Source organism: Pseudomonas sp. CBC3 (assembly GCF_037967085.1).
Classification (GTDB): domain Bacteria; phylum Pseudomonadota; class Gammaproteobacteria; order Pseudomonadales; family Pseudomonadaceae; genus Stutzerimonas.
On the sequence record NZ_JBANEO010000002.1, the window covers coordinates 479,486 to 495,925 of the forward strand.

At 59.3% G+C, this 16,440-nt stretch carries 18 protein-coding genes and 1 pseudogene; 11 read left to right on the plus strand and 8 right to left on the minus strand.

What is annotated here, in order from left to right:
- Window positions 1-151: 151 nt before the first annotated feature.
- The 3 genes from V6943_RS09355 to recX all read left to right on the plus strand — a co-directional run bounded on the left by V6943_RS09355 (window position 152) and on the right by recX (window position 2,253).
- On the plus strand, window positions 152-646 hold the full coding sequence (locus V6943_RS09355; protein WP_340553310.1) for a CinA family protein: 495 nt from the start codon (window positions 152-154) through the stop codon (window positions 644-646).
- 90 nt (window positions 647-736) lie between these two features.
- Window positions 737-1,780 carry a recombinase RecA gene (gene recA, locus V6943_RS09360; RefSeq protein WP_340553311.1) on the plus strand — a complete coding sequence of 348 codons (1,044 nt, stop codon included), beginning with the start codon at window positions 737-739 and terminating at the stop codon, window positions 1,778-1,780.
- A 5-nt stretch (window positions 1,781-1,785) separates the two neighbouring features.
- A complete protein-coding gene (recX, locus tag V6943_RS09365; RefSeq protein ID WP_340553312.1) occupies window positions 1,786-2,253 on the plus strand; it encodes a recombination regulator RecX in 468 nt (155 codons plus the stop codon).
- 76 nt (window positions 2,254-2,329) lie between these two features.
- Here recX and V6943_RS09370 read toward each other — a convergent pair whose 3' ends face one another.
- Window positions 2,330-3,412 carry an LOG family protein gene (locus V6943_RS09370; protein WP_340553313.1) on the minus strand — a complete coding sequence of 361 codons (1,083 nt, stop codon included), beginning with the start codon at window positions 3,410-3,412 and terminating at the stop codon, window positions 2,330-2,332.
- A gap of 310 nt (window positions 3,413-3,722) precedes the next feature.
- Window positions 3,723-4,115, minus strand: coding sequence for a PA3611 family quorum-sensing-regulated virulence factor (locus tag V6943_RS09375; RefSeq protein WP_340553314.1), 393 nt, complete (start codon window positions 4,113-4,115; stop codon window positions 3,723-3,725).
- Window positions 4,116-4,233: 118 nt separating this feature from the next.
- Here V6943_RS09375 and V6943_RS09380 point away from each other — a divergent pair, with 118 nt between their 5' ends.
- Window positions 4,234-4,950 carry a tRNA-uridine aminocarboxypropyltransferase gene (locus tag V6943_RS09380; protein ID WP_340553315.1) on the plus strand — a complete coding sequence of 239 codons (717 nt, stop codon included), beginning with the start codon at window positions 4,234-4,236 and terminating at the stop codon, window positions 4,948-4,950.
- Between the two features lie 14 nt (window positions 4,951-4,964).
- On the opposite strand, the gene V6943_RS09385 is transcribed toward V6943_RS09380, so the two are convergent.
- Window positions 4,965-5,888: a DMT family transporter gene (locus tag V6943_RS09385; RefSeq protein ID WP_340553316.1), complete on the minus strand. Its 924-nt coding sequence runs from the start codon at window positions 5,886-5,888 to the stop codon at window positions 4,965-4,967.
- 235 nt (window positions 5,889-6,123) lie between these two features.
- Here V6943_RS09385 and erdR point away from each other — a divergent pair, with 235 nt between their 5' ends.
- Window positions 6,124-6,774 (plus strand): response regulator transcription factor ErdR, encoded by a 651-nt coding sequence (gene erdR, locus V6943_RS09390; protein WP_131648220.1) that lies wholly within the window; start codon window positions 6,124-6,126, stop codon window positions 6,772-6,774.
- A gap of 74 nt (window positions 6,775-6,848) precedes the next feature.
- Here the strand turns inward: erdR and V6943_RS09395 are convergent, their stop codons facing one another.
- Window positions 6,849-7,775 carry a LysR family transcriptional regulator gene (locus V6943_RS09395; RefSeq protein ID WP_197444520.1) on the minus strand — a complete coding sequence of 309 codons (927 nt, stop codon included), beginning with the start codon at window positions 7,773-7,775 and terminating at the stop codon, window positions 6,849-6,851.
- 117 nt (window positions 7,776-7,892) lie between these two features.
- On the opposite strand from V6943_RS09395, the gene fpr reads away from it, so the two are divergent.
- Window positions 7,893-8,669 carry a ferredoxin-NADP reductase gene (gene fpr, locus V6943_RS09400; protein ID WP_131648222.1) on the plus strand — a complete coding sequence of 259 codons (777 nt, stop codon included), beginning with the start codon at window positions 7,893-7,895 and terminating at the stop codon, window positions 8,667-8,669.
- A gap of 55 nt (window positions 8,670-8,724) precedes the next feature.
- On the opposite strand, the gene V6943_RS09405 is transcribed toward fpr, so the two are convergent.
- Both V6943_RS09405 and V6943_RS09410 read right to left on the minus strand, forming a co-directional pair.
- Entirely contained in the window at window positions 8,725-9,210 is a 486-nt protein-coding gene (locus tag V6943_RS09405; RefSeq protein ID WP_197444521.1) for a YchJ family protein, read from the minus strand.
- Window positions 9,211-9,214: 4 nt separating this feature from the next.
- Window positions 9,215-9,712, minus strand: a complete 498-nt coding sequence (locus tag V6943_RS09410) for a DUF6231 family protein (protein ID WP_197444522.1) — start codon at window positions 9,710-9,712, stop codon at window positions 9,215-9,217.
- 452 nt (window positions 9,713-10,164) lie between these two features.
- Between V6943_RS09410 and V6943_RS09415 the strand changes: the two are divergent.
- A pseudogene (locus V6943_RS09415) lies at window positions 10,165-10,521 on the plus strand (OmpA family protein); the annotation flags it as partial.
- 70 nt (window positions 10,522-10,591) lie between these two features.
- Here V6943_RS09415 and V6943_RS09420 read toward each other — a convergent pair.
- Window positions 10,592-11,056 carry a CopD family protein gene (locus V6943_RS09420; protein WP_197444523.1) on the minus strand — a complete coding sequence of 155 codons (465 nt, stop codon included), beginning with the start codon at window positions 11,054-11,056 and terminating at the stop codon, window positions 10,592-10,594.
- An 86-nt stretch (window positions 11,057-11,142) separates the two neighbouring features.
- On the opposite strand from V6943_RS09420, the gene dinG reads away from it, so the two are divergent.
- The 4 genes from dinG (at window position 11,143) to pdxH (ending at window position 16,096) form a co-directional block, all read left to right on the plus strand.
- The gene (gene dinG / locus V6943_RS09425; RefSeq protein ID WP_181102700.1) at window positions 11,143-13,287 is read left to right on the plus strand and encodes an ATP-dependent DNA helicase DinG; all 2,145 of its coding nucleotides are present in this window, start codon (window positions 11,143-11,145) and stop codon (window positions 13,285-13,287) included.
- A 140-nt stretch (window positions 13,288-13,427) separates the two neighbouring features.
- Complete coding sequence (locus V6943_RS09430) at window positions 13,428-14,576, plus strand: serine hydrolase domain-containing protein (protein ID WP_197444525.1); 1,149 nt, start codon at window positions 13,428-13,430, stop codon at window positions 14,574-14,576.
- 136 nt (window positions 14,577-14,712) lie between these two features.
- Entirely contained in the window at window positions 14,713-15,342 is a 630-nt protein-coding gene (locus V6943_RS09435) for an OmpA family protein (RefSeq protein ID WP_197444526.1), read from the plus strand.
- 106 nt (window positions 15,343-15,448) lie between these two features.
- On the plus strand, window positions 15,449-16,096 hold the full coding sequence (pdxH, locus tag V6943_RS09440) for a pyridoxamine 5'-phosphate oxidase (protein ID WP_197444527.1): 648 nt from the start codon (window positions 15,449-15,451) through the stop codon (window positions 16,094-16,096).
- A gap of 66 nt (window positions 16,097-16,162) precedes the next feature.
- Here pdxH and V6943_RS09445 read toward each other — a convergent pair whose 3' ends face one another.
- The gene (locus V6943_RS09445; RefSeq protein WP_340553317.1) at window positions 16,163-16,399 is read right to left on the minus strand and encodes a hypothetical protein; all 237 of its coding nucleotides are present in this window, start codon (window positions 16,397-16,399) and stop codon (window positions 16,163-16,165) included.
- Window positions 16,400-16,440 lie beyond the last annotated feature (41 nt).

Genomic DNA, 16,440 nt, shown 5'->3' on the forward strand with positions numbered 1-16,440 from the left:
GGTAATCAGCCCCGCTTCGGCGGGGCTGTTTTTATTATCCGGAACAGGTTTGGACTGCGTGCTGATTCCAGTTGGCCGACGAGAAGATCGGCTGTACGGCGCCTTTGGCTGAGGTAGGCTGTAGTCTTTTCGTTGCTCTGAGGACATCGCGATGAACCCGACCGAAGCACTCGCCGCCGAACTGGGTCGCGCGCTGCAGCTTGCCAGTGCACAGGTCACCACTGCCGAGTCCTGTACCGGCGGCGGCATCGCCGAAGCCATTACTCGCATCGCTGGCAGTTCGGCCTGGTTCGAGGCGGGTTTCGTCACTTACTCAAATGCGCAGAAGACACGACAGCTGGGCGTGCCAGCCGACTTGTTCGCCCAGGTCGGTGCAGTCAGTCGGGAGGTTGTAGAAGCGATGGTGCGTGGTGCGCTGCATGCCAGCGGAGCGCATTACGGCGTCGCCGTTAGCGGTATTGCGGGCCCAGGTGGTGGTTCGCCGGAGAAACCGGTTGGCACCGTGTGGCTGGCTTGGGCGGCAGGTGACCAGATCGTTGCCAAGCGCTTCCAGTTCGACGGCGACCGGCAGGCCATACGTGAGCAGAGCGTGGACGCCGCGCTCGTCGGATTGATCCGGCTCGCGGCGGGAGAAAAATCGGTTTAGGGCTAGGCGCTTTATTTTGCCTATGCTCTAATACTGTCTACTTATACAGTTGTCGTGGCCTCTGGCCCTCTTGATCAAGTGAGGATTGTAATGGACGAGAACAAGAAGCGCGCCTTGGCCGCCGCCTTGGGCCAGATCGAAAAGCAGTTCGGTAAAGGTGCGGTCATGCGTATGGGCGATCACGATCGCCAGGCTATTCCTTCTATCTCTACCGGCTCGCTGGGCCTGGATATCGCACTGGGCATTGGCGGTCTGCCGAAAGGCCGTATCGTCGAGATCTATGGTCCCGAGTCCTCAGGCAAGACCACCATGACGCTGTCGGTGATTGCCGAGGCGCAGAAGGCGGGTGCTACCTGCGCTTTCGTCGATGCCGAACATGCATTGGATCCCGATTACGCCGGCAAGCTCGGTGTCAACGTCGATGACTTGTTAGTCTCTCAGCCGGACACCGGCGAGCAGGCGCTGGAAATCACCGACATGTTGGTGCGCTCCAATGCCGTCGACGTGATCATCGTCGACTCGGTGGCGGCGCTGGTACCCAAGGCAGAAATCGAAGGTGAAATGGGCGATACCCACGTAGGTCTGCAGGCGCGTCTGATGTCTCAGGCGCTGCGCAAGATCACGGGCAACATCAAGAATGCTAACTGCCTGGTCATCTTCATCAACCAGATCCGCATGAAGATCGGTGTGATGTTCGGTAGCCCGGAAACGACCACTGGCGGTAACGCGCTGAAGTTTTATGCCTCGGTACGCCTGGATATCCGTCGTACCGGTGCAGTGAAGGAAGGCGACGAGGTGGTTGGCAGCGAAACGCGCGTCAAGGTCGTCAAGAACAAGGTGGCGCCGCCGTTCCGCCAGGCCGAGTTCCAAATCCTCTACGGCAAGGGCATCTACCGCAATGGCGAGGTCATTGATCTCGGTGTGCAGCAGGGCCTGGTTGAAAAGTCCGGTGCCTGGTATGCCTACAAGGGCAATAAGATCGGTCAGGGTAAGGCCAACGCCGCTAAATACCTGGAAGAAAATCCGGAAATTGGCCGCGAGATCGAGCAACAGATCCGCGACAAATTGCTGGTGGTCGCACCGAACACCAAGGCCAACCCGGTGGCTGAAAATCTGGCCGAAGCCGATATCTGATCTATATGCCGGTTGTGCTCGATAATCCCGCCGCCGTGCGGCGGGCAGCCATGGATCTTCTGGCCCGTCGCGAACATGGGCGCATCGAGCTCAGCCGCAAGCTGCGCACGCGCGGCGCGCTGCCCGAACTCATCGAGCCGGCGCTGGATCGATTGAGCGCGGAGGGGCTGCTCAGCGAAACACGCTATCTGGAAAGCTTCGTCCGCATGCGCGCAAACGCGGGGTACGGCCCCTTGCGTATCCGTGAGGAGCTGGCCCAGCGAGGGTTGGCCCGTGACGATATCGAGCAGGCGTTGCGTGACAGCGGCTTCGATTGGGGCGCGCAGTTACATGAGGTCTGGATGCGCAAATACGCCGGCGAGCTGCCGAGCGATCAGCGGGAACGCGCTCGACAGGGCCGATTCCTCAGTTACCGCGGTTACCCTCTGGATATGATAGGCCGGCTTTTGCAGCGCGGATCGCTCGATAGTTGAGGCGCGGCTGATTCTTTTCGCAGCATATGTCCGGGTCTGGGTGGTGGATAGACAAGCCTATCCGTGTTTCAGTCGTTCACTCATGCGAAACTGCCCAGTTCTGCCGCTCATTGATGAAGTCGGTCAGCTCGCGTAAGCGACCGTGATCGCGGCCATTGAATACAAAGCTCAGCCGCGGCAACTGTCGCAACTCCGGCTCATCCAGTTCCATCGCGCAACATGGCTGCTGTTCGAAGCAACCCTTCAAGCAAAGATCTGCGAATTCGGTGTTCAGAGCGTCCAGCGCAGCGCCGGTCAGCTGGTAGTTCAAGCGCATGACGAAGCGGTCTTTCCACCAGCGGCTCGAATGGAAGTTGCTGTAGAACTTGTCAATTTCCACGGCGGCGTCTTCGGCGTTATCAACCAGCCGCATCAGGCGCATATCGGTAGGCAGTATGTAGCGATTGCCTTCAAGTTGGCGGCGCATGAAGTCCAGCGCGTCCTTCCAGAAGGAGCCGCCGGGCTCGTCCAGCAGAACGACAGGGACCAATGGGCTTTTTCCCGTCTGTATCAGCGTCAGTATTTCCAATGTTTCGTCCAGCGTGCCGAAACCACCGGGGCACAGGACCAAGGCATCGGCTTCCTTGATGAAGAACAGCTTGCGCACGAAAAAGAAGTGGAAGGACAGCAAATGCTCAGTACCGTCCACCGTGGGGTTGGCGCGTTGCTCGAAGGGTAGGGTGATATTCAGCCCGAGGCTGTTGTCTGTACCGGCGCCCTCATGGGCAGCCGCCATGATGCCACCGCCGGCTCCAGTAATGACCATCAGGTCGTAGCGCGCCAGGGTTTCACCCAGTTCGCGTGCCAGCGCATACAGCGGATGCTCGACGGGCGTACGTGCCGAGCCGAACACCGTGACCTTGCGGCGCCGTTTGAACGGTTCGAGTCGGCTGAAGGCATGCTCCATTTCGCGCATGGTCTGCAGCATTATCTTGGCATCCCAACGGCTTCGATCCGCTTGCGCCATGCGCATGACGGTGATCAGCATTTCGCGGTAAAGGGGGAGGTTCGGGCTGTCTGCCGGTACAACCGAGGCTACCAAGTCATCAACCCTTTTCGACAGCTCGGCACCACTGGTCGCGAAATGTTGTGATAAGTCGTCGCTCGGTTCGAAAGGCATACTACGTCTCCCTTGCATTCCTGCAGCGTTGCTCTAGGCCGCCTTGCGCGAGGGGTTCGCGCGGTGTGCCTAAGCTTGCCAGTAATCTTTGGAACAGACCAAGATTGGGCGATGCTTTGTGCCTTTCTGATGTTAACGGTAGCCCATCGCGGAGATCGATATCAGCCGCGTGCTTGCTTGGTGCTGCGAACCGCCTTGTTCATCGAATAAAGACATAGCAGTAACAAGCAAGCGAGCACGATTTTTTTGCCAGGCGGCAGGGCAGCATGCAGCTGCCCTTTTTAAGGAGCTTTCAGCAGTTTAGGGGGCTTTAGCAATCGCTAGCACGGTACCTTTCGGTTGTGATCGGCTTCTTGTTTTCGTATTCGCTGAACTCGAAGCGCAACACCGCGCCCTGATCCATCAGCTGACGTAGGCCATCATTGCTGCAAACACTCGCAGCCAGCTGCGTGCGGACCTGCTCGGGATTGTCACGCATCTGCGCGGCATGGCGGGGCTGGACGCTCAAATGGTTGACCAGCTCATTGCCGTCGACGCTGTACCCTTCGTCGAGGAGGTCGGAGTTGATTGCCCGCGGTGTTCCGACGCTGCTTTCGCTCGCAACTTTCTCAAGTAACGGGCCGAGTGCCTGATCCTGTGCCATGGCGGCGTGAGCGAAGGGTAGGGCGAGGCAGAGCGTGAATAGAGGGGTCAGACGGTGCATGGTGATCTCCTGGTGACTGCCGTCGTTCGACCGGTCTCCGCCGGCACGGTTCAGCTGCTGCCATGGTTTCCGGCCAGGCTGCTAAACTGCCGCCCCGCCCAGACAGATCGAAACGCTCATGCCACATGCTGTAGCCCGTTTGCGCGAAGCGCGCCTGGCCCGTAGCGCCAAGCCTTTCGTCGCGCGTGGATCGCGTACGTCGCGCTGTCCGCGTTGTCGTGTCGCTAGTAGCCATTGCCTATGCGACTGGCTTCCGCAAGTGGCGGCGAACAGTGCAATGTGTCTGATCATGCATGACATCGAGCCTCTGAAACCGAGCAATACCGGCTGGCTGATCGCCGATATCGTCGCCGATACCTACGCCTTCACCTGGCAGCGGGTCGGGGTGGATCCAGCCCTGCTGGCGCTGCTCGCCGATCCCCGCTACCAGCCGATCGTGGTATTTCCCGGCGAATATGCCGAGCCCGAGCGGGTGGTTTCAGAAGTGGAAGTGGCCTCAGGCAAGCGCCCGCTGTTCATCCTGCTCGATGCGACCTGGACTGAAGCGCGCAAGATGTTTCGCAAGAGTCCTTACCTGAATGGCCTGCCCGTGTTGAGTCTGCAGGCCGAAGTGGTGTCACGCTATCGTTTGCGCCGCTCGACGCGTAGCGAACACCTTTGCACTGCCGAAGTTGCCGCTTTGTGCCTGGGCCTGGCGGGTGATGCTCAGGCCGCTTGTGCACTGGATGTCTGGCTCGATGCATTCACCGATCATTATCTGGGCGCCAAGTATCACCGTACGCCCGATCCGGATGACGCCACGCATCGAACACTGGCGGCGTTCGGGGAGCGCTGATCGGGTCGCTGCGATCAGTGCCTGGCTGTCTGTGGAGTTTCATTATCGATAGCCATAGACAGGGGCTTACGCGGCCAAAGCTGCGCGGCGAGCATGCCGACGAACATCAGCGCGCAACCGAGATAGCCGCGCATACTGAGGCTTTCATCGAGAAACACCGCACCGGCGATCGCGGCGAATACCGCTTCGAGCGACAGAATGATGGCCGCATGCGAGGCAATAGCGTGCTTCTGCGCCACTACTTGCAAGGTGTAGCCCACACCCACTGCAAATAGACCGCCATAGATCAACGCGGGGGCCGCCAGCCAGATGCTGTTCAGACTGGCTTCCTCGAAGACCGCCGCCAGCACCAGGCTGACCACCGCGCAGGTAACAAATTGCAGAAAGGCCAGGCGGATAGCGTCGTGGCGCCCGACGAAAAAACTCACCAGCAATACATGTACGCCCCAGACGAAAGCGCCGGCCAGTTGTATCCAGTCGCCGGAGGCGACCTGGAAGTTTTCGCCAATACTGAGCAGGGCCATGCCGATCACTGCCAGAATCGCACCTAACCAAGTGCCTGCCCCGGTTCGCTGGCCGATGATCAGCCCCAGCAGCGGTACGACGATGACGTACAGGCCGGTGATAAAGCCGGAATTGGTCACGCTGGTGAAGAGCAGGCCGACCTGTTGCAGGTTGATGCCCAGCGTTAGCGCAAGCCCCATGCAAAGGCCGCCCAACAGCAAGCTGCGCTGAAAGAAAGGCTCGTGCCGTGCCGCTCCACGGCCCTGATGCAGCAGCAGCGGCAAGAGAACGATGGCGCCCAGGGCGAAGCGTAGGCCGGTAAAAAGGAAGGGGCCGATGTTATCCATTCCGACCCGCTGTGCGACGAAAGCGCTGCCCCAGATCATGGCCGTTATGAGCATCAGGAAATCAGCGCGAAGGGCTTGGTTACGCATGTTTGAGTTCGTTTTGGGGAAACCTGCGAACTGTGCATCAAAGCGATGCGGTTGGCCACAGATTCATCGGCCCACTAGGCTGGGTCCCTGTTTAAATGCGGAACGGTGATCGAATTTCGAGTGGTGGCGCGATATCATCACCGCGGTCCATCAGGAACGCCTCGGGTTCTTCGACCTGAAGTCGGCATCCGGCTCAGGCCGGTGAAAGCGCCAATAAAAAAATCATAGGTCTGCCATGGCTGCTTACGAAATCCTTATCGCTGACGATCATCCCCTATTCCGCAGTGCGCTCCAGCAAGCCTTGACGCTTGGTCTGGGCGACGGCGTGCATTTGTCCGAAGCGGCGAGCATCGCCGAGCTGGAAGCTCAACTGACCCGGGCCGTAGATTGGGATCTGGTCCTGCTGGATCTGAATATGCCGGGCGCTTATGGCTTTTCAGGACTGGTGCTGCTCAGAGGGCAGTATCCTCAGCTGCCGGTAGTGATGATTTCCGCTCAGGAAGACGCGGCGGTTGTCGCCCGTTCTCGCGAATTCGGTGCCAGTGGCTTCATTCCTAAATCCAGCTCGCTGGAAACCATTCAGGAAGCGGTGCGAATGGTGCTGGACGGCGACGTCTGGTGGCCCAGCAATATTCAGGACGTCGCCCATGTTAGCCCCGAGGCCAAGGCGGCCAGTGAGGGTCTCGCCAGCCTCACGCCTCAGCAGTTCCGGGTATTGACCATGGTTTGTGACGGCCTGCTGAACAAGCAAATCGCCTATGAGCTGAGCGTGTCCGAGGCGACCATCAAAGCGCATGTCACAGCGATCTTCCGCAAGCTAGGCGTTCGTACCCGGACACAGGCGGCGTTGCTGTTGCAACAGATGGGTTCGATTCCGGGCAGCTGATACAGGGCTGGCTACGTCACGGTTCGCCGAAGAGAGGCAGGCCGTAACGGATCTATACCGAGACGATCTACGTATCAGGCGATCGATGGCAGGACGATCTCGTCACTGCGCTGCACTCCCGCAGTCAGTGCCCGGCATTGTTCGATGAACTCGCGCATCGCGGCAGTCTGGTATTTCAGCGAATGCCAGATGAAATAAAACTGCCTAGTCAGATCCAGCTCGCGTGTTTCCACCGCAACCAGACTGCCGCGCCGAAACGCATCGCGCAGTGCCAACCGTGATATGCAGCCGATCCCCAAACCTGATTCGACGGCGCGCTTGATCGCTTCGGTATGTTCCAGTTCGAGTCGGATATTCAGTTTGGCGGGATGATGGCGCATCGCGTGGTCGAATGTCCGCCGAGTGCCAGAACCCTGTTCACGAAGGATCCACGCCTCACGCGAAAGCTCTTCCATGCTTACTTCGGTGCGTCCCGCCAGGACATGTTGCGGTGCGCAGAAGACCACAAGCTCATCTTCTACCCAAGGCAACACCTCGATATCGGGGTGCTGGCAATCGCCTTCGATCAGACCCAGGTCAAGTTCATGTTGTGCGACCTGATGGACAATATGCGCCGTATTTTGCACATGCAGCTTCACTCGGCACTCGGGGTGACGCTGCATGAAACTGCCAATCAGCAAGGTGGCGAGATAGTTGCCAATCGTAAGGGTTGCGCCGACGTTGAGTGAGCCGAATCCGGTCTTGCCGGCCAGCAGGTCCTCGATGGCCTTGGCCTGATCCAGCAGGCTCACCGCTTGCGGCAGCAGTTGATGACCTAGTGAATTGAGCCACAAGCGCTTGCCGGCGCGGTCGAACAACTGGCAGCCCGATTGCCGCTCCAGTTCGGCCAACGAAGTACTAGTAGCCGATTGGGACAGCGCGAGGCTTTGCGCTGCGCGGGAAACGCTTTCCTGGCGGGCGATGGAGACAAATACCTGAAGCTGACGCAGCGTAAAATGCATATCTATATAACCGATAACATATATCGTTAATATTCACTTAGCGGATATTAACGATGCCGGTAAACTCTCGTAAATATCAAAGCGTGCTCTTCGCGAGCTAGAAGGGGAATCCGTAACATGAGTAACCTGAACGTCGAGCGAGTCCTCAGTGTTCATCATTGGAACGACACGCTGTTCAGTTTCAAAACCACCCGTAATCCGGGGCTGCGCTTTGAAAATGGCCAGTTCGTGATGATCGGTCTCGAAGTCGAGGGCCGACCATTGATGCGTGCCTACAGCATCGCCAGCCCGAATTATGAAGAGCATCTAGAGTTCTTCAGCATCAAGGTTCCGGATGGCCCCCTGACGTCGCGCCTGCAGCACCTCAAGGAAGGCGACTCGCTGATGATCAGCCGTAAGCCTACCGGTACGCTCGTCCTGGACGACCTGCTGCCAGGCAAGCATCTTTATTTGCTGAGCACGGGTACCGGTTTGGCGCCTTTCATGAGCGTGATTCAGGATCCGGAAACCTATGAGCGTTTCGAAAAGGTCGTGCTGATTCATGGCGTGCGCTACGTGAACGAAGTCGCTTATCGGGAATTCATTACCGAGCACCTGCCGCAGAACGAATTCTTCGGCGAAGCGCTGAAAGAAAAGCTGATCTACTATCCGACCGTGACGCGCGAGCCGTTCGAAAATCAGGGACGCCTGACCGACCTGATGCGCAGCGGCAAGTTGTTCACTGACATTGGTCTGCCGCCAATAAATCCCGAAGATGATCGCGCCATGATCTGCGGAAGTCCGAGCATGCTGACTGAAACCAGCGAGGTGCTGAACAGTTTCGGCCTCAAGGCTTCGCCGCGCATGGGCGACCCGGGGCATTATCTGATCGAGCGTGCTTTCGTCGAGAAGTAAGCTCAGTGAAATCGTGAAAGAAGGCCGGCTGGCGCGATGCGTTTGCCGGCCTTTTTCATATATAGGCAGCGCAGCACTTTTTGAATTTCTGGCCGCTGCGGCAAGGGCAGGGATCGTTGCGACCGGCTTTCAGTGGGACGGTCGGATCGATGAAATACCATTTCCCGTCGTGCTGAACGAAAGCCGAACGTTCATGCTGCGCATGCTGTCCCGCCGGATCGTGCCAGCGAGCGGTGAACGTCACCAACGCGTGTTCCGGTTGCCCACCAATGAGTTGGCTGTCTTCCACTTCCAGCCCGAGCCAGGTGCTTGTGGCGCTCCAGTCTCTCATCGATTGCACGTCTAGCGACTGCTGCTGCACGGGCAGCGTCGTGGCCTTGAGATAATCGACGAGCCCTAAGACGTAGGCGCTATAGCGTGAACGCATCAGCTGTTCCGCACTCGGCGCCGGCTGGCCGCCGTGGTATCGCCCGCAGCACTCGCTGAGCGAGTCGCCGCTGCCGCAAGGGCAATTGGCGTCATGTTGTGTGTCGCTGATCATCGATTCACCACCAATATTTACCGAACATCTGGGGATTGGCCCAAAACTTCGCATTCAGCCAATCCGGAACCTGCTTGTAAGCAAGCAGGTCGTAGGTGAAGAGGGTCAGGGTCTGGCGGTCACGTTCGAAGTGCGCGCTGATCTGCAGGGCGAGGGCAAAGAAGTCGGTGGCCTGCCAGTCGCATGCATTGAGGTCGATCAGAACCGCGATTCGGTTGGCGTTGAGATTGCGGATGCCACCGAGCAGTTGCAGACCTTCGTGCTTGGGCAAATGTTCGAGGCAATCGGCGACGATCGCCAGATCATAACGTTGGCTCGCCAGTTCCACGGGCAGCGGAGCGGTCGGGGCGTGGTCGATGTGGCTGTTCAGATGGCTGCGGCTGAACGCATCGACTGCTGGCATGGCGCTACGGCCAACCTGCAGGAGCCGCATCGGCACGTACTGCTCAAGCAGTGCGGCCAGTGCCTGTTGCGGCGATTGTAGTGAGCCGGATGCGATCAAGCCGGGATCCTCGAAGTTACGTACTGCACGCTGCAGATTGCGGTTCGTATGTTTTGCCAAGGTGTAAAGACTAGCGCGACGGCGTGCGCCGTCCTAGTCTCGTTATAACTGGAGCCGCTTTGCCATCCCGCATGGCGCTCTGGCCGATTCCAAACTAGGAGGTTTTACCGATGAGTAGCTTACGGACAGCAGTACCCGTGATTGTAATGACCACCTTCCTGGCCGGCTGTGCAGGGGTGCAAAAGCAGGATTGGCCTAGCTGTGCGGCGGTCGGCGGTGTCACCGGTGCTGCGTTGGGTGCGATAGAAAGCAGCACTTACGCTGGGTACGGTGCCTTGATCGGTGGCGGTGTGGCTGCGGCGTACTGCTGGGCCAACGGTACCGAACAGGAAACAGTCGCCGTGGTCGAGACCGTCGAGCCAACGCCGGTTGCCGAGCCTGAACCAGAGCCCATGGCCGAGCCCGTGCGTGTCGAGCTGGACGTCAAGTTCGACTTCGACCGTGCGCAAGTCAAGCAGGACAGCATGGCCGACATCAAGGATCTGGCTGACTTCATGAAGCAGTACGGTCAGACCTCGACCGTTGTCGAGGGGCATACCGACTCGGTTGGTACCGATGCGTACAACCAGCGTCTGTCCGAGCGCCGTGCTAACGCCGTGCGCGACGTGCTGGTCAATCAGCATGGCCTGGATGGTAGTCGAGTCGACGCAGTGGGTTATGGAGAGTCTCGTCCGGTCGCCGACAACTCGACCGATGAAGGGCGGGCCATCAACCGCCGTGTAGAAGCGGAAGTAGAAGCACGCCCTTGAGGCGCGGCTGAAATGAAAAAGCCGGGCACTGCGCCCGGCTTTTTCATGCCGTCGAGTCGATTCGTCTGGTTCAGAACAATGGACGAGCGCTGGCCAGCGCGATGACCAGCAGTCCCAGCAGCAGATTGATACCCACCAGCCGGCGGATTCTTCCGAGCGCCGCGCCACCCTCCGGCCAGTTTTGAGCGGCGATAGCGCGCTTGAGTTCAGGCAGCTGCAACAACTGGATACGCAGAAACAGCGCCAGCATCACCAGAAAAATGCCAGCCATGATGTGTACATAGCGGGGCGCCGCCGCCAGCCCGTCGAAGCGCATGTGCCACATGCCGATACCGCTGATCGGCAATACCAGTACCGTAATCCAGACCCATTTGAAGAAGCGGCGAAATAGTTCTGCCCATAACTTCAACCGCTCGGGAGCCTGCAGTTCGGAGACAGCGGCAGGGCGCACTATCATCCAGGCGAAAAACATACCGCCAACCCAGATCATGGCGGCCAGAACGTGGAGCGAATAGGGTAGGGCGAAGGCGGTCACGGTAAATCTCCGGTGGCGATTGAAGAAACGCGCGCTATCATAGCCACCTCTCCGAAATACTGAAAATATATACAGCTCACGCGCCCATGCTCAGCACCGAACTCAAGTCCCAGATCCAGGGCGCCTACTCGCGATTCCTCGAAGCCAAAGGCCTCAAGCCCCGCTACGGCCAGCGCCTGATGATCGCCGAAGTGGCGAAGGTTCTGGGCGCGATCAAGGTTGATGACGAGGGTCGCCGGGACGGTGAGCCTGCGGTCGTCGCGGTCGAGGCTGGAACGGGTACCGGCAAGACGGTTGCCTACAGTCTGGCGACCATTCCGACGGCGAAGGCAGCGGGCAAGCGTTTGGTGATCGCGACCGCTACCGTCGCGTTGCAGGAGCAAATCGTAAACAAGGATCTACCGGACCTGCTGCGCAACAGTGGTTTGAATTTCTCCTTCGCGCTCGCAAAGGGGCGGGGCCGTTACCTGTGTTTATCCAAGCTCGACGTCCTGCTTCAGGAAGGCCAGGCGCAGAGCGCTACCGCTCAGCTCTTCGAGGAAGAAGGCTTTCGCATCGACGTGGATGAGCGCAGCGAGAAGCTATTCGGCAGCATGATCGAGAAGCTGGCCGGCAATCGCTGGGACGGTGATCGCGACAGCTGGCCGGAAGAGCTGGCCGATCCGGACTGGGCGCGCTTGACCACAGACCACAGCCAGTGCACCGGTCGTCACTGCCCCAATTTCCAGCAGTGCGCGTTTTACAAGGCGCGGGAAGGCATGACCAAGGTCGACGTCATCGTTACAAACCACGACATGGTGCTTGCCGACTTGGCGTTGGGTGGCGGTGCGGTGCTGCCGGACCCGCGTGACACGCTTTATGTCTTCGATGAAGGTCATCATCTGCCAGACAAGGCCATCGGCCATTTCGCACACTTTACCCGTCTGCGCTCCACCGCCGACTGGCTCGCGCAGATCGAAAAGAACCTGACCAAATTGCTCGCCCAGCATCCGCTACCGGGTGATCTGGGTCGGTTGATCGAGGCGGTGCCGGAGATCGCCCGGGACCTGCGCAGTCAGCAGCAATTCATGTTCAGCGCCTGCGAGCAATTGGCGGATTTCAAGGCGGGCGAAGACATGGAAGGGCGCGAACGGCCGAGACACCGTTTCGTCGGGGGCGTGGTGCCAGAACACCTGATCGAACTGGGCATCGAGCTGAAAAAGGGCTTCGCCAAGCTTAACGATCTGTTCACGCGGTTGACCGAGCTGCTGAAGGAAGCGATGGATGGCGAGGCGGGTGTCGGCATCGCCAGTCATCAGGCCGAAGAATGGTACCCGTTATTCGGCAGCCTGTTGACCCGCGCTCAAGGCAACTGGGAGCTATGGACGGCATTTACTGTCGACGACCCGGAAGATAGCCCGCCAATGGCACGTTGGCTGACGCTGGCCGAAGGCGGCGCGCTATTCGATATCGAGGTCAACGCCAGCCCGATCCTGGCCGCCGAGACGCTGCGGCGTAATCTGTGGAATGTCTGCTACGGCGCGCTGGTGACCTCGGCAACCCTCACTGCACTGAACAGTTTCGATCGATACCGCATGCGTGCCGGTCTGCCGCGTTGCGCAGTGACTGCGGTGGTGCCGAGCCCGTTTCATCATGCCGATGCCGGCGTGCTGCGCGTTCCCAACCTCAACGCCGACCCTCGTGATGCGACCGCGCATACGGCCGCGATCGTGCGTGACCTGCCGGCGCAGGTAGAAGCCTCGCGCGGAACGCTGGTGCTGTTCTCGTCACGCAAGCAGATGCAGGACGTATTCGATGGGCTGGACCGTGACTGGCGCCGTCGGGTACTGATCCAAGGGAATTTGTCCAAGCAGGAAACGCTGAACAAGCACAAAGCGCGCGTAGATGACGGGGAGAAAAGTGTGCTGTTCGGGCTGGCGAGCTTTGCCGAAGGCGTCGATCTGCCGGGCGCCTATTGCGAGCACGTGGTGATCGCCAAGATCCCGTTTGCCGTTCCCGATGATCCGGTAGAAGCTGCACTTGCCGAATGGATCGAGGCGCGGGGCGGCAATCCCTTCATGGAAATTGCCGTGCCCGATGCGTCATTGCGACTGGTCCAGGCCTGTGGCCGATTGCTGCGAACCGAAGAGGACCGCGGCACGATTACTTTGCTTGACCGTCGGGTCGTCACTCAACGCTACGGCAAGGCCATCCTCAATGCATTGCCCCCGTTTCGAAGAGAAATCAGCTAACTCCTTTCGCGGCGATCCGGTACGCCGCATGGGGGCTTATTCAAACGGCTGATGGTTCGGTAATCGACGTCGAGTCTGTTTTCTTGCGTCGGCGCGGCTGGAACAATGCGCCGGATAGTTAATAACCAAGGGGCGCGAACGTGCAGGTTCAAGGATATTTCGATCTTCGTTTCGAGGCCGTCAAAGACGCGTTCAGCGATCTGTTCGAGCAGACCCAGCAGCGCGGAGCGGCGGTTTGTGTGAAGGTTGGCGGCGAAACCGTCGTGGATCTCTGGGCCGGCGTAGCCGACAATGCCGGTGAGCAAGTCTGGCAAAGCGACACCCTGGTCAATCTGTTTTCCTGCACCAAGACCTTTACTGCGGTCGCCGCCCTGCAACTGGTAGGCGAAGGCAAGCTGCAGCTGGACGAACCTATCGCACGTGTTTGGCCGGAGTTCGCCGCCAACGGCAAGCAGGCAATCACCTTGCGGCAGCTGCTCAGCCATCAGGCCGGGCTGCCTGCTATCCGACAGTCGCTGCCCCCAGAGGCGTTGTACGACTGGGAGGCGATGATCAAGGCTTTGGCGGCGGAGGCACCGTGGTGGACGCCAGGTGATGGTCATGGATATGCCGCGATTACCTACGGCTGGCTGCTCGGCGAGGTGATCCGCCGCGCCGACGGCCGTGAGCCGGGCGAAGCGATCGTCGCGCGTACTGCCCGACCTTTGGAGCTGGATTTTCATCTGGGACTGGCCGACGCCGAATTCGACCGGGTCGGTTACTTGACCAGGCAGAAGAACAATTTCGGCGATGCGGCTGCTCAGCGCATGCTCAAGGCGTTGACGGGCGATCCGCAGTCGCTGACCGCCCGCGCGTTCACCAACCCGCCATCGATCATGAACAGTGCCAACAAGCCGGAGTGGCGCCGAATGGTTCAGCCCGCCGCTAACGGACACGGCAATGCTCGGGCACTGGCCGGCTTTTATGACGGATTGCTGCGAGGTGAGCTGCTCGATTATGAGTTGTTGACCGAGATGACCCGCGAGCATTGCATCGGTGAAGACCGTACGCTGCTGAGTCGCACCCGTTTCGGCCTGGGTTGCTGGCTGGATCAGCCGGATGTGGAGAACGCAACGTTCGGCACGGGGGCCGGCGCCTTTGGCCATCCGGGTGCGGGTGGCTGCGTCGGTTTCGCCGACCCGCAACGCGACTTGGCGTTCGGCTATGTCACCAATACGCTAGGTCCCTATGTCTTGATGGACCCACGTGCGCAGACCTTGGCTCGTGCCGTGAACGCTTGTTTGGCTTGAACCGCTCGTCTGTTCGCCATGCCAGAGCTTTTCATAACAATGACCTGCGTCCACAATTTAAGACAAATCCTTGCTTAAGCTACGTGTAGATCCAACGCAACCTGTATTCGCCAACTCACCTCACGGAACCTGGCTCATGAACTTGCCGAAAAGCACCTTCCTCATTCTCTGCATGGTCATTGGTGGCTGTAGCTCCAACAGCGAGAAACCAAAAGAGACGGTCGTTGTGCCGGAGACTGTTATCGATCATGCCTGGCTGGATGGCTACGAGCCGCGGCTACGCGATGCATTGAAAGACAGTCGCTTCGAACTCGAGCGGCGTGAGGGTGTGCTGGTGGTCACTGCGCCGGTCGATGCATCGTTCAACCCCGACCGCCCTGGCATGTTGCTGCCTGTGACACTTGGCCCCCTTAGCCGCGTGGCGAAACTGGTCGAAGGTGACGAGAAAACCGCCGTCATCGTGCTTGGTCATGCTGATAGCACCGGATCGCTAGAAATCAATCGCGACATCAGCCGCCAGCGTGCCGGTGCCGTTGCGGCGATCTTTCGTCTCAGCGGCTTGAAGCACGACCGTCTGCGCATTCGAGGGCTGGGCTCGGATATGCCGCGCGCGTCCAATGAAAACGAGGAAGGCCGTGCTCTGAATCGTCGAGTCGAAATGGTGCTGGCACCTCAGCCGACGTTGCTGTCGCTGGTCGCCCAGTACAGCGAGGCGCCCACCAAAGAGACCCAGGTTGCGGTTGCAGAAGTGACCAAGGCCAAATAACCAAGCCGCTAAAGCGAGTTCTTGTTTGGCCTTGTTGTGTTGAATCAAGCGGGACCCAATAGCAAATCGATAAACTTTTAGCTTCGACTGTTTCCAGGATTCCGAGATGACCCAGACCTTGGCCGACATGCGGCGCGACTACACGCGCGAAGGGCTCAGCGAAGCGAATGCGCCGGACGAACCTTTTGCACTCTTTCGCCAGTGGTTCGCTGACGCGGTGCAGACGGAGCAGTTGCCAGTCGAGCCGAACGCCATGACGCTGGCTACGGTCGATGCCGAAGGTCGCCCGCATTGCCGTGTGCTCTTGCTCAAGGCGCTGGATGGTCGGGGTTTCACGTTCTTCACCAACTATGACAGTGCCAAGGCCGAGCAGCTGGCGGCTCGTCCGTTTGCTGCAATGACCTTCTTCTGGCCTAGCCTGGAACGTCAGGTGCGAATCGAGGGGCGGGTCGAGAAAGTCAGTGCTGCCGAGTCGGACGCCTATTACCAGGTGCGGCCGCTGGGGAGCCGCTTGGGGGCCTGGGCTTCACCGCAAAGTCGAGCGATTCGTGATCGGGCCGAGCTCGAGCGGCTGCTCGCCGAGACCGAGCAACGTTTTCTCGATCAGGCGCCTCATTGTCCTCCCCATTGGGGAGGTTACCGTTTGCTGCCGGAGCGGATGGAATTCTGGCAGGGGCGGCCCAGCCGTCTGCATGATCGTCTCAACTATCGGTGCGTCTCCAATAACTGGCAGCGCGAGCGTCTGGCGCCCTGACCGCTGTTACATTCGGAGCATGACTGCGACTATGGCGGAGGCCGGTATAACCGGCTCCACCATGAGTCATTCGGCATCGTAGCGCCCCATTTCTCGCTCCAGCCAAATCTGCAAATCCTTCCTTTTCACACGAGCACCCTTCGCTGCTGCGAGGCGCTGCAATGCCCACTCTCGCTTTTTTGGATCGTTTCCCGCCAGGGATAACGCCAGATCCCGGTCCGCCCAGCGCCTGAAGCGCACAAACAGCCAGGCATGAAAAACCAGTCCGGCGAGCGTGACAACGGTGATGATGAAATAATCCATTGGATCGTCTCGTGAAACAGCTTGAACAGCAGCTTACATGC